This is a genomic window from Paenibacillus sp. FSL K6-1330 (assembly GCF_037976825.1).
GTDB lineage: Bacteria > Bacillota > Bacilli > Paenibacillales > Paenibacillaceae > Paenibacillus_AQ.
This window is the reverse complement of record NZ_CP150269.1, coordinates 1,519,644-1,533,302: the sequence shown is the minus strand read 5'-3', so window position 1 is coordinate 1,533,302 and position 13,659 is coordinate 1,519,644. Positions and strand designations below refer to the sequence as shown.

Sequence of the window (13,659 nt, the reverse complement as noted above, 5' to 3'; positions counted from 1 at the left end):
ACTAATTTTGTTCCAATGCGTTGGTTACTTTAATCTTTCCGGCGATAATATCGTCGGAAATCACCTTAAGCTGATCTACGATGTCTTGTCCAATAAATGGGTTAAGCGGTGTTTTGCTCTCATGGGTTACGTAAGTAAGACCCACGCCGCCTTCTTTCAGACCATAATCACGAATATCGAATGAGTATTTGTCTTCTGCAAAGTCTTTAACCGTTTCGTAGACAACAGCGTCTGTACCTTTCAATTGAGCAAGCACAACGTGCTCGGGATCCGTGCCCGTGTTATCCGTATCTTGTCCTGAAGCATAGAAGCCTTTCTCTTTCGCGGCTTCGAATACGCCCAAATCACCAACAGCGGAAAGGCCTGCAACGAAATCGGCACCTTTAGAGTTCTGCAGGAGTGCGAGTTCCTTCGCTTTAGCCGGATCTGTGAAACCGCCGACGTAGTTAACGAAAATTTCAACGTTAGGGTTTACCGATTTTGCACCTTCTGCAAAGCCGGTCATATATTTATGCATAATCGGAATGTCGTCTGCAACCACGTTGCCAACCTTGTTGGTCTTCGTAGCCAATCCAGCTGCTGCACCAAGCAGGTAAGCTGCTTCATGTTCACGGAATACGACGCTGCGGACATTCGGCAAATCCACTACCGTATCGATAATGGCAAAAGGCACGTCCGGATTCTCCGGTGCAACCTTCTTCAATGCATCTTCCATTTGGAAGGTGGATGTGATAATCAAATCATATTTTTCAGCAACCGCCGTACGCAGGTTTTGCTCAATCGAGGCCGGGTCTGTCGATTCAATCGTTTTCACTTCGACATTGAAATCGGCAGCAGCCTTCTGCAATCCTTCGTCCATCAATGCAAAGAAAGGATTCACGCCGATCTTCTCAGGGAGAACAAGTGCAATGCGTTTCTTATCTTGAGATCCTTCTGAACCGCCATTAGCTGCACCAGTGTCAGTAGACTTATCGCTATTGCCGCAACCTGCAAGCAATCCAACGGATAATACGAGTGTTAATAGAATTGACCATGTCTTTTTCATTTCCTGACCTTATCCTCCTAAGTGAGCACTTTTTATACTATTATCCTATGGTATAGACAAGCAGATGTCAAAACAAAAATTTTAGCGTTTTATGTAGTTTAATGTGTTTTTTAGCAAATATTTGGCGGAAAACTGCCGATATCACAGAACATTACCTTATCAAAATGTCGATAATGTTCGGAAATTGCCAACATTTGAGCAAGCGTTTTCTGCCGAGATCAGCATGAAAACGCATTAATTTCAAATTGTTGGCAGCTTATATGCTACTTTTCCTTTTCATTCACGCAGAAAGGGATGCCTAAAGGCATCCCCTGCAAATATATGAAATGTTCTAAGATCCGACCTAGTTAATCCCGCTGAATCAATCGATCAGCTCTGCTGCCTTCAATAACCGCTGCAGCATGACGGCCGCCTCGCCGCGGGACAGCTTCTGCAGCGGCTTAAGCCCTGCGTCGGCTCCATGGACTATTCCTTGCTGCACAAGCGCGGCAGCAGCCGGTTTGGCCCAAGCGGACAGCTCTTGGAGGTCTTGAAAAGATGAAAGGATACCAGTTGATTCCATCTCATTCACTGTAGTTGTTATACCTGCCAGTTTCATCACTCTAGCCATAACCGCTATGGCCTCTTGGCGCGTAATCCCTTGAGTTGGCCGAAAACGGCCGTCCTCATACCCCTGAAGAAGCTCATACTGTACGGCTTGTGCAATGACGCCACTATACCAGTCGCTTGCGCTGACATCCTGAAAAGCAGGGATTTCGCCCTTCACCTCGTGCAAACCGAGTGCCCTGACGATCATGGCAGCAAACTCCGCACGATTCACATGAGCATCCGGAGCGAAACGGGTCCTCTCGGGCTGATTCGCACCTGGGTTTGTGGGCTCCTTCACCCGGCCGCTTCCATCAAGGATCAATCGCGAAGCCAGATCGTTCACGGCATCCTTGGACCAATGAAACGAAACATCGGCAACGCTCGCTTGATGAGATATGAGAGCAACGGTTCCGGCGGTGAGGCGATGCAGAACGGCCTCGCTGCTTCCATCCTTCTTCATCTCTATTCGCGTCGGAATATGATGGAAATCTCCATTCTCTTCCACCCGGGCAGCTGTAGTAATATGGCCTGACGCTCCCTGTGACCATGAAATCCGCTGCTCCACATACTGTGGAAACGGATCTAATTGCAGGGATATGTCCTGAACTTTAGCTGTAATTTCAAAATCGACAGGCAAACCGACAAGGGTTATGCCGGATTGCAGCGCCGCCTTCTGAACAGCCTTTACCTTAGCTGCATCGCTGGCAGCCATCGTCAGAGTCACCAACATTTGATCCGCCGCTATCGGCTTATCCAAACTTCCCGACTTCTGCCAGCGCGATGATGCCATCACGGCAGCAGGAACATGGAAGGTACCGAGAACGGATCGGATTTCAATGGCGCCCTGCTTAGCATCAAGAAGGTCAATTGCAGCACCGCTTATTTCCAGGTAGACATGATCCGCAGGCTGTGCAAGCGCAATGACGATGACCGGATTGTAGTCCACGGTCTTTAAACGGGCTTCCAGCTTTGCCGTATCCAGCTTCATCGAAACGACGGTATGTCCATCTGTCTCATGGAACAAGCCTGTAACCATCCCTTCCTGAGATTCATCGTTTAGCGTAACTCTGACATTCACTCTGTTCTCTGCTGGCGTGGCACTGCCTGATGAACCTGAATTTGCGTATCCTGAGCCTGAGCCAGTACCTCCAGGAGATAAACCTCCTCCCGGTTCTTCAGGCGTTACACCTCCGCCTCCGGTTGACGACGCTCTTGTCACCATCACTCTATATTTCAGATACTGTCCATCCGGCGCCGTCACAACGACCTCGATTATATGGTTACCGACGGAAACCGGGATTTCCGGGCTCTCCTGACCGGAGAAAATATCGATCGGCCCCACTTCCAAATCCCCGGCTTCCCCGTACACGCTGACCGATACCTGTACACGAGCGTCATACACCTGGGCAGTCACCGTAAGGCGTTCCGTTTCATTGGCTACCTGTGCCTTGTAGTCATGATGGTATCTATCGAATTCAGGGCTCAGACCCACTTCCGCTCCAGGTGAATTCAGCGCCAATGCTTGCAAGGTGGCGTCATACGGCGTGGTCGCTGGCTCCCTGACCGTAAAGCTCCAGGTATCCCCGCCTTGAATTCCGGCAAAATAGGTACCCGAATGGTTACCGGTAAAAGCCCCAGACTCGATCTCGACATAATAAGTCGTTCCATAGTCGAAAGCGGTCAACGGATCCAGGGTCAACGTGTTCCCGAGAACCGAGACTTTACCTGCATCAGCAGCATCGATGGTCTCCACGACGCGCTGATCCGAAGCTTGCCTAATCGTAATCGATTTACCGGACACAGCCGTCACGTCTTCATTAAAGACAACCTGCAAGGTCTCATCTCTTTCAACCCCGACAGACTGATGAGCCGGCGTATACGATACCGCCGTAAGTTCGGTTGGTGCCGGGTTCGCACTCCATTTGGCATACAGCGTGACATCCTGCGTACCAAATATAAGCTTGCCTCCAGCCGGATAATCGATCCCGCTTCCATCGGCCTCCGTATTCCAGCCGACGAAGGTATATCCATCCTTGCCCAGTTGGCCTGTATTGCCCGCTACAACCGTTTCTTCGCCTCTGGCAAACAAACCACTGCTTGCCGGAACATTCCCCGTCGTATTTCCGTTGCCATCATAGATTAACGAGTAGATTTGCGGCCATTTCGTTGTCACTTTCAGCATACGGTATGCGCTTTTTCTGCCGACGGCATCTTTGGCGATGACATTAAAATAATAATCCGTGCCTTCCGCAAGTCCGTTTACCGCAAGTGCGGTTTGATCCGCCGTGTAGCTGCCGATCGGCTTTCCATACCTCTCCATTTGACTTACGTCCCCGATATTCGGGCTGCCTGACAAATATAATAGATACTGCAGTTCGTGCTGCTCCGTCATATTGTCCCGGGCCTTGGGCCACTCCAATCCAACCGAGTCCGCGGTAATACTGTGCGGATTCAGAATCCCACTGCCGGTATCCGGCGCCGTGGTATCCAGCACGGCCTTCGTCAGGGTAGGAATATCCCTGGTATTGTTGTAGGTTCCATCCCCGATTTGCCCTCCGGAGTTAAAGCCCCATGCCCAGACGGTCCCATCCTTCTTCATCGCCACGCTATGATAGCCGCCGGCGGAAATTTCACGAACATGCTCGATCCCTGACACAGGGGCCGGAATTAGGCTTGAACCATTCGAGCCTAGGCCGAGCTGCTTCTGACTGTTATCCCCCCAGCTCCATACGTTTCCTGCTTGGTCCACTGCAAGACTGTGGTACCCACCGCCTGCAACCGCAACAATATGCTCCAAGCTTCGAACCTGCACCGGTCTCGTTCGGTTTGTTCTCGTGCCGTCACCAAGCATGCCGTATGTGTTTTTTCCCCATGCCCAGACGGTGCCGTCTTGTTTAACGGCCAAACTATGAGACCCCCCGGCGGCAATCGCAATGACGTCTGTCAGCCCGGCAACTTGTACAGGCATGTATCGATCCGTCGTCGTTCCATCGCCAAGCTCCCCGTCTCCGTTCACGCCCCAGGCCCATATGGTACCGTCCGATTTCAGCGCAAGACTGTAATATCCTCCAGTCGCAATAGCCGTCACATCGTTCAAACCGCTCACCTGAACCGGGAAGTTTTGTTGTATCGTCGTCCCATTGCCCAGCTCTCCGTTGACGTTTCTCCCCCAAGTCCATACGCTTCCGTTCTCGGAAAGCGCCATGCCGTGATAGCCCAATCCGCCGGATATGGCCTTGATCCCGCTTAAACCCGCAACTTGTGTGGGGGCGTTCACATTTGTTGTCGTTCCAATTCCCAACTGTCCGTTCTCGTTCGCCCCCCAGGTCCACACCGTTCCATCCTGGCGGAGCGCCATGGAGCTGCGGACGCCGGAATGAATGTCAATGACATGGTTCAAACCCTTCGCCATGACCGGAGTGATCCGGGTGCTCCAGCTGCCGTCGCCCAGCTGTCCCCTGTCTCCATACCCCCATGAATAAACCTCGCCGCTACTTACAAGCGAAGCGGTATGATAGTAACCGGCAACAAGCTTCGGTGCAACCGCAGTGGCTGCGAAGGCTTGCCGGTATCCGAATACCCAATCCATCTGCATCAACAGCAAAGCTATACATAGCAGGATTTTCCCTGAATGCCTTAACATAAATCTCCTCCCTCATTTCATCAGCGCTTATAAACCACAATCCCGGTCGGGACCGCGGTACTATGGATGCTATCAAATAAATGGAAGGGAAACGATTGACAAACGTTAACTTTTCATCATTTTTTTCATATAATCTAGTTATCTTGACTCAAATTTCGTAAAAATAACGTTCGTATATAGCGAGGGTATCTATGAAATTACTGACTGATTCACCTATTCTGAAAATGAAAATAAGCCTTCCCGGGTTAAAAAAGCATCTCATTCACCGGGATCGGCTTATTCAAGCGATGACAGCAGGCCACAATGGACAACTAACTACCATTATTGCCCCTGCCGGATACGGCAAATCGACACTGCTGGCCCAGTGGGCCCATGGAGCCAACGAGCGATGCGCCTGGGTGTCGCTGGATGAACGGGATAACGATCCCGTCCGCTTTTGGCGATACGTAACAGCCGCCTTGGCTTCGGTTCTTCCAGAACAGCAAGGAGATCGGCTTATGAACCATACGCATCTGCTGCCAAGCGCCTCGATTGAAAGCTTTCTGGATACGCTGATCAGTGAATTATACGAGGAGCATGAACCCCTCAATCTCATTCTCGAGGACCTGCATAGCATTCACTATCATGCAATCCATGCGGGGATTTCCTACTTGATTGATTACCTCCCTGAGCCTATTCATCTATTCATCTCCTCCCGAACCGAGCTTCCATTCCCCACAATGAAAGGGATGGTTAACCATGAGGTCAACCATATCGGAATGAAGCAGCTGGAATTCACCTCTGATGAAACCGAGCGCTTTTTCCGGCATGAATCAGATAGCAGTCAGCCCCGTCTAACTCCGATGCAGCTGGATGCATTGCTTAATCGAACGGAAGGCTGGATAACCGGGCTCCAGCTTGCTTCGCTTTCCCTGCGAAACGGCCGCGATCTGGAGCCATTCGTCGAAGATATGAAGGGAAATCAACTTCTGATCTCAAAATATCTGTTCCAGGAGGTGATAGGCAGGCTATCTTCCGAGGTGCTTACTTTTCTGCTGCAGACCGCAGTCCTGTCGGAGCTTCATCCACAGGTGTGCGATGCTGTAACCGATCTCAGCGACAGCCGCCCGATGCTGGAGGAGCTGCAGAAGCTGAATCTGTTTCTGGTTCCACTGGATGAACATCATACCTGCTATCGCTATCATCATCTGTTCTCGCAGTTTCTGCTGGACCTCCTGCTGCGTGAAGATAACGGGGAGTATACGAAGCGTCATCGGCTTGCCGGGCAATATTACGCTTCTGCCGGTTCTATGGATGAGGCCATTGACCATATGTTTGCAGCGCAGGACATTGATGGGGCCGTGAACTTGCTGGAGCAGCATATGCAAACCGTGCTTGAACGGGGGGAAATTGCTACCTTGCTAGAATGGTTTGACCGCATCCCATCCCCATTCTCGACGACACTTGAAATGTCATTAGCGCATGCCTTTATCATGGTTCTGGCAGGGGATCTGGAGCGATCTGAGCGCATGCTGTCTCAGATTGAAGAAACGTGCGCCGCACTCGCGTCATCAGATCGACGGGAGCAGCTCCGAAGCAGCCTCCTGTTCGTGCGTTCCAACCTTGTTTTTCTGAACGGGGACTTCGGCAAATGGTTCGCTTTCAGCGAAGGCATCCTCGACAACGCTATGCCCGACAATCCGATCTACTATCAATTCGATTACAACCGTCAGGAGCCTTACGTAAGACGTACACCGCTTGGCATGAAGGGAGCTCTCTCCGCTGATACGGAGAAGATCGCACATCTGTTTACCGGCGTGCTGGAATCCCATGGATGGGCGCATTCGCTCATGAATTTATATGTAAAGCAATCCTTGTGCGAGGGGTATTATGAATGGAATCGGCTTGCCGACTGCCGCCAGCTGCTGGTACAGATTCGAAATGCGCCCCCCGCCAAAGAAACCATGGGTTTGTTCGTGCCGCTTCATATAACCGAAGCCAAGCTGTACGCTGCGGAGGGGAAGTTTCATCTGGCCCATTATGCTCTGGATGAAGCATGGACCGCTGTCATCGGCAGGAAAGCCAGCCCATGGCTTACTCCATTAAAGGCTATACGATGCATGCTCTATATTCGGGAAGGGCGTATAACCGAAGCCCGCAAGGAAGCGGCCGGCCTCCCGATTTCCGTCAAGGACCGACCAACCTATAGCCGGGAAACCGAATATCTGGCGTTCGTTCGCCTGTTAGGCAAACAGCGCAGGGAAGCCGAGGCGCTTCACCTCCTGGAGCTGTTAAAACCCCAAGCCGAGCGCGAACAGCAACGATCCAGCATCATCGAGATCACAGGCCTGCAAGCGCTGCTGGAATATCAGCGTGGTCAACGAAAGCAGTCCCTTCATCTCCTTGGCGACGCATTGCGTATTGGAGCACAGAACGGTTATGTCCGTTCCTTCCTGGACGAAGGAGAGGAGATGTACCAGCTGCTGAAGCTGTATGCAAACCACCAAGGACAAGAAAGCGGCTTACAGCCGGAGCAGCATCAGCTGCTTGAATATGTACGCATCCTGTTGGAGCATTTTCCGGATTATCCCCAAGCGGACCCTTCATCCGCCAAGCTATCCCCGTCTGTTCTCCCGGAACAGCTGAATCGGAATGAAATGAATCTCCTGCATCTGATCCGGCAAGGTGCCGCCAATAAACAGATGGCCGCAGCACTTGGCCTGTCCGAAGGAACAGTCCGGGTATATTTATCCAGACTGTATGGCAAGCTCGGCGTGACTACCCGCACGCAGGCTCTGGTTAAAGCCCAGTCATTAAACCTGCTAGAGGATTGAACATAACCATACAAAAGAACCTCGGGACACGCGTTCCCGAGGTTCTTTTTTTACTCTATGGATTTCTTACCATAAGACAACCGTCCATCCATCATGAGCTGAAGGATCGTATCCATTTGAATCGATTAACCTTTACGATCGCCACAAAACACTTCAGTATCTGATCGGACTTCAAGCAAATGAATATAGCGAGTGGTGATAAATCGAACACGAACGCGCATAATGCCGAGGAGGGCAGCACGATCAGCCACATAAAAATCAGATCGTTGTAAAGGACAAAGCGGGTGTCTCCGCCGCTTCGCACAATGCCCGTTAATGCCGGCATCTGATAAGCCGTTCCGACTACGGTGATCGACAACACTGTCATGAAATGGAGCGCGAGTGTCTTCGCCTCATCGGATATGGAGTAGAAGCCCAGGACGAAATCCTTAATTACAAACAGCACAGCGCCCGTCAGCAAGCCGAGCAGGATATACAGAATCTGCAGCGTTTTGGCATAGGATATGATTTTGTCCATCAACCCTTCACCGATGGTCTTCCCAATCAGCACAGCCGTTGCGCTGGCCGAAGCGTAAACGATGACTGTCACCATCTGGAAAATCGTAGTCGCAATACTGTTGGCCGCGATTGCCGATTCTCCCATATGCCCCAGAATGGCAGTTTGTGCCGCCATGGCAAGCCCCCATATCGTGTTCGACAGCAGAATCGGGGAGCCTACGCGAATGTACTGTTTGAAGAGCTCCATATCGAACTGCAGGAAATCCTGCAGCTTCAGCAAAATTTTGCGATCAAATCGTTTAATGTACACCAGGACGATCACACATTCAATGATTCTAGCCGTCAGGGTAGCGATAGCCGATCCGGCCACACCCAGTTCAGGAAAACCTAAATACCCGTAGATGAGGATATAGTTCAGGCAGATGTTGATAATCAGGGTCGATAACGATACCACAAAGCCGATTTTCACCGTTTCCACGCTTCGCAGTGAAGCCAGCAAGGAACTGGTGACGGCAAAGAAGATATAAGAGAAACAGATGATTCGTAAATATTCCACACCTGCGGCTATAACATTCTCTTCCTTCGTAAACAAGGACAGTACCTCATGCGGAGAAAAGAACACGACTATCCATAACACAATACTGAGGAAAATGGCCATGCGCATGCCGATGCTTGCTGCTTTTTTGATGGAGCCTAAATCCTTCGCTCCCCAGAATCTGGACGACATGATGACCAATCCTTCGCATACGCCCATAACTAGCATGTGCAGCAGGAATTGGATCTGGGTCGCGAGGGCAACACCCGATAGGGCCGATTCACTGTATCCTCCCAGCATGACATTGTCCGACAAATTCACGCCGACCGATATCAGGTTCTGCATCCCGATCACAAGCGTCAGCCAGAAAAAGCTTTTGTAGAACCCTTTTTCGCGAACAAATAAACTCATGTCAGTTAACCTTCTTCGTCTATAAGATGATGAATCTCTAATATGTATGAAATGACACAAATGAACAGAACATTATGAAGTGAAGCATTCTTTCCATAGATTAATAGATTGCTAGAATCAAGACATAATAACATTATAATGTTTTTGCTTTAAAAAACTAGTTATCAAGTTGGAGGACACTGCGAATGCCAGTATTCGAACTTCGACGGCATCTTTAGTGATTCCACAGCAAATCCCCTGTCTATCGTCACATCTTCCCCGCTTGGTCGCGCCAGAGGTTCCCCTTCAGTGTCAACTGCGCGTTAAATCGTGGGATTTCCTGACTATGTACAAAACAACATACCGTATATATGATGGCAGTGTATTCCAATCCCAATGATACAGAGGAGAATGTGTATGACCGTGTGGAAATATCCGTTATCCCGCAAAATGACCCAGCGAAGTATGATTGCAGCCCTCGGCGCTGCGCTCCTCATGACCCCGCTTCATGCCTTTGCAGCCGATGAAGCGCCCCAGCCCGAAGCATCTTCCGCTCATCCGGCAGCCAGCACCAAATCCAGCACCTCAGCTCCAGCACAAATCACGGAGAATCTAGGCGGTTCCCTAGCGATCGGGGAGCACCGGCTAACCAGTCGTAAGGAGATCGACCAGAATTGGGATGGCCTCGATCCGGATTACACACCGGAGAAGGCGATCGCCGCTGTTAGAGCACTGCTTTCGGAGGAAGACTTTGAGGCGTTGTTCCCTTTCCGGCTAGGCTCGGCGGAATGGTTTAAAATCTCCAATGGCAAAGAATACTATAAAGCCGATCAGACCGACTATTTCTCATACGACAACCTCATCAACGCGGTCGCGGAGGTCTCCAATCTGAAGATCAAGATCAACACGCGGCAAGGAACCCCTTCCGCGCAGGAGATTTACCGATTAGACAAGGATGCCCGCGTTGAAACACTCGTTGTGCGTTCAGCTGACTTCCATTCGGTTGAGAACCTTAACAAAGATATTGAAACCGTTATCATTGATGGCGGCACTTTCCTGAAGGAAGGGTTCAAGAAGGACCGCAAGCGTGAACTGGCCGCCTTCCTCGCCAATCTGTCCCACGAAACGGGCGGAGGCTGGGCTACCGCTCCGGGAGGACCGCTCCGTTGGGGATTGTTCTGGAACGAGAACATCGCCGGCCGGACTGGTGTCAACAAGGATGCTTTCGTCGATCCTGCCAGCGCGGTGCTGTATCCCGGAACACCAGACAAACGCTATTATGGACGGGGACCGATCATGCTCAGCTGGAACTTTAATTACGGCCTGTTCAGTTCCATCATCTATGGAGACAAAAGCGTGCTGCTGGACCATCCGGAGATCGTTGCCGCTGACGGCAAAATCGGCTACATGACCGCCATCCTGTTCTGGATGACGCCGCAGGACCCGAAGCCTTCCGCCCATGATGTGATGGTTGGCAGATGGAAGCCTTCCCCGCTTGAGAAGTTCAGAGGGCTGGGCGATCCCGGCTTCGGTACGACCGTGATGGTCTTGAACGGCCTGGAGGCTAACCTCGGTGAAACCGAGGGCAGCCCGGTGCAGCGCCGCGCCGGTCACTACCGCGATATTACAAGCCGTATGGGCGTTGATATTACCGGGGAGAAAGTGGATACTTTGGGCATGAGACCATTCTGATACGAAACCGCCCAGCGGATGGGTTGAACTAGGTTTGATGGTACCATCTAATAATCGCCCTCTGGCAAGTGGATGTTTATCTGCCTCCACTGTGCCACAGGGCGATTATTTATTTCAGCAGGCTTCATACCAGCCGCTGAGAGATCGCATCGCGCTGAGCCTTCGGTAAACTCTTCAGCACCAAATCATAGGAATGATCAATCATATCCTGGAGGTCCGCTTCCGTTAAGGAGCCATCCACGGTAATGGTATTCCAATGTTTTTTGTTGAGATGATAACCAGGCTGCACCGCGTCATGCTGCTGGCGCAAATTCTCTGCAATCACCGGATCGCATTTCAGGGAAATATGACTAACCTTCTCTCCTGCCATTATGGTAATCAGGGCAAACATTTTGCCCCCGACTTTCATGACGATCGGAAGCGGTCCGAATGGATAGTCCTCGGTTGCAGCTTTCTTAGAAAGACAGTAAGCAATGAGTGGGCTTCGCACCTGGAAATTCTCTCCTTCTAAATCAGATCTATTTGATTATAGTAGAAGATGTTTCCCTGTTCAATTCCGGTTTATATTTTGTTCACGCTCCGTTCATATAACTCTTGTATATTGGGACCGATTCAAGATGCAAGGGGGGGAATATCCATTGGTAAAATATAGTAAGTGGCTGATGCGTATCGCGGCAATCTATACACTCTTCGGTGCTTTGATCGGAGCGGACATGGCAGGGAGAAGTAACTACAACATGGTTGCAGGCCACGCCCATATTCTGGTGGTAGGCTGGCTGACCTTATTTGCCTATGGCCTGTTCTACTACGTGTTTCGAGAAAAACTTAGTATGAAGAAGACGGCCGCGCTGCACTTCTGGACGAGCATCCTCGGGGGCGGGATCATGCCGCTCGGCATGCTGATGTATTATCAAATGCAGAATACGGCAACCCTGCTGGCCTTTATCATACCGGCGTCGATACTGCTTGTCGCGGCAGCTTTATTTATCACCTTATTGTTTTTCGATAAAAAATTGTTTTCAAACACATAGCTTGGTTCAAGGCCATCGTGGAGGCTTGCTCTACTTTTTTGGCATATGCTGAACAAAAAAGAGGGGTGAGCCTCTTAGCTATGAAATATAAAAGCAGCACCATCAAAAGCAAATGGAAGAAAACGAAATGGCTGAACGAGGATCCTTATTTCAGACAATACGTGCCGCACACATTGCCGTTCAGCAAAAAAAACCTGAACTCTATGCTGGCGGACTACTCCACGGTTTTCTTCAAACCTACGGATGGTTCAGGCGGCAATAACATCATCCGAATCCGCAAAACGGACGGGGGCTACCAAAGCCAGCTGAATACCAAGAAAACGTCATACTCCAGCTCATCTCAATTGTACCGTGATCTGAACCGCTTTGCAGGGAGCAGACCCTACCTGCTGCAAAAAGGAATTCGTCTGGCCAAAAGCAATGGCAAGCCATTTGATATCCGGGTAATGGTCCAGAAGACTAGGCAGGGAGCCTGGGTCAGCACCGCCCTGTTCACCAAAGTCGGCAACCCTAACAAAGTCGCCACCAATTATAATCAAGGCGGCACCATTGGCACGTTCCGCAAGACGATGAGCGGCGCCAATTTCGCCTCGGCCTTCACCCAACAGCTGGAATCCGAGCTCAAAGGACTTGGCGTGGCGGTAGGTAAAAACTTTGACCGCCATTACAAAGGATTTAACGAACTCGGCCTGGATGTGGCAGTCGATTCCAAGGGGAGGCCCTGGATTCTAGAGGTCAACACCAGACCCCAAGTTTATCCGCTCAAAAACTTGAAAGACAAAAGCCTGTACCATAAGGTGCTGTCTTACGGGAAGCAATATGGGCGTACGAAATAAACACGGTAACCCCTTTTCAAACCAAACAAACTGCCGGGCTTCATGCCCGGCAGTTTTGTTTAAAACTTAATGATATTCATATCCCTAATTTCAGCACATCGATGGAAGATGAGGTTTTGACTTCCTAGTCACGATCTGCTATTTACGACTTGCGAGCTACCACTTCAATCTCAACCAGTCCATCCTTCGGCAAACGGGCAACTTCCACGGCGCTCCGTGCCGGATATGGCTCTGAAAAGAAAGAAGCATATACTTCGTTGACGGCTTGGAAATCATTCATGTCCTTTAAAAAGACTGTAGTTTTGACGATATCCCCCATACCAAAGCCGGCCGCTTCCAAAATCGCCTTCACGTTAAGCAGTGAGCGATTCGCCTGCTCTTCTACCGTCGGGGCAAACTGCCCCGACGCATCCATCCCAAGCTGGCCGGATGTAAACAAAAGGTTTCCGTATTGCACCGCTTGCGAATAAGGGCCTATGGCTCCAGGTGCTTGCTGAGTGGCGATGGTTTTTCTCTCTTGTTGTGTCATGGTGTTCTCTCCTCTTTAGCGCATACGTTCACGCATTTATATTGATGATTTCTTGTCTT

General features: G+C 50.5%; 9 protein-coding genes. 4 read left to right on the top strand and 5 right to left on the bottom strand.

Translation table 11 applies throughout. The annotated features are described in order from the left end of the window. Position 1: 1 nt before the first annotated feature. Both NYE54_RS06675 and NYE54_RS06670 read right to left on the bottom strand, forming a co-directional pair. Complete coding sequence (locus NYE54_RS06675; RefSeq protein WP_339270974.1) at positions 2 to 1,045, bottom strand: BMP family protein; 1,044 nt, start codon at positions 1,043 to 1,045, stop codon at positions 2 to 4. 361 nt (positions 1,046 to 1,406) lie between these two features. Beyond that, a complete protein-coding gene (locus NYE54_RS06670; protein ID WP_339270972.1) occupies positions 1,407 to 5,276 on the bottom strand; it encodes an S-layer homology domain-containing protein in 3,870 nt (1,289 codons plus the stop codon). Positions 5,277 to 5,467: 191 nt separating this feature from the next. On the opposite strand from NYE54_RS06670, the gene NYE54_RS06665 reads away from it, so the two are divergent. Beyond that, on the top strand, positions 5,468 to 8,089 hold the full coding sequence (locus tag NYE54_RS06665) for a LuxR C-terminal-related transcriptional regulator (protein WP_339270970.1): 2,622 nt from the start codon (positions 5,468 to 5,470) through the stop codon (positions 8,087 to 8,089). A gap of 91 nt (positions 8,090 to 8,180) precedes the next feature. On the opposite strand, the gene NYE54_RS06660 is transcribed toward NYE54_RS06665, so the two are convergent. Beyond that, entirely contained in the window at positions 8,181 to 9,533 is a 1,353-nt protein-coding gene (locus NYE54_RS06660; protein ID WP_339270968.1) for an MATE family efflux transporter, read from the bottom strand. A gap of 396 nt (positions 9,534 to 9,929) precedes the next feature. Here NYE54_RS06660 and NYE54_RS06655 point away from each other — a divergent pair, with 396 nt between their 5' ends. After that, positions 9,930 to 11,204 carry a chitinase gene (locus NYE54_RS06655; protein ID WP_339270966.1) on the top strand — a complete coding sequence of 425 codons (1,275 nt, stop codon included), beginning with the start codon at positions 9,930 to 9,932 and terminating at the stop codon, positions 11,202 to 11,204. A gap of 124 nt (positions 11,205 to 11,328) precedes the next feature. Here NYE54_RS06655 and NYE54_RS06650 read toward each other — a convergent pair whose 3' ends face one another. Further along, the gene (locus tag NYE54_RS06650) at positions 11,329 to 11,694 is read right to left on the bottom strand and encodes an MmcQ/YjbR family DNA-binding protein (protein ID WP_339270964.1); all 366 of its coding nucleotides are present in this window, start codon (positions 11,692 to 11,694) and stop codon (positions 11,329 to 11,331) included. Between the two features lie 148 nt (positions 11,695 to 11,842). Here NYE54_RS06650 and NYE54_RS06645 point away from each other — a divergent pair, with 148 nt between their 5' ends. Together NYE54_RS06645 and NYE54_RS06640 are read left to right on the top strand one after the other, a co-directional pair. Then, positions 11,843 to 12,235: a hypothetical protein gene (locus NYE54_RS06645; RefSeq protein WP_339270962.1), complete on the top strand. Its 393-nt coding sequence runs from the start codon at positions 11,843 to 11,845 to the stop codon at positions 12,233 to 12,235. A gap of 80 nt (positions 12,236 to 12,315) precedes the next feature. Then, positions 12,316 to 13,071 (top strand): YheC/YheD family protein, encoded by a 756-nt coding sequence (locus NYE54_RS06640; protein WP_339270961.1) that lies wholly within the window; start codon positions 12,316 to 12,318, stop codon positions 13,069 to 13,071. A gap of 142 nt (positions 13,072 to 13,213) precedes the next feature. On the opposite strand, the gene NYE54_RS06635 is transcribed toward NYE54_RS06640, so the two are convergent. After that, positions 13,214 to 13,600, bottom strand: a complete 387-nt coding sequence (locus NYE54_RS06635; protein WP_339270959.1) for a RidA family protein — start codon at positions 13,598 to 13,600, stop codon at positions 13,214 to 13,216. Positions 13,601 to 13,659 lie beyond the last annotated feature (59 nt).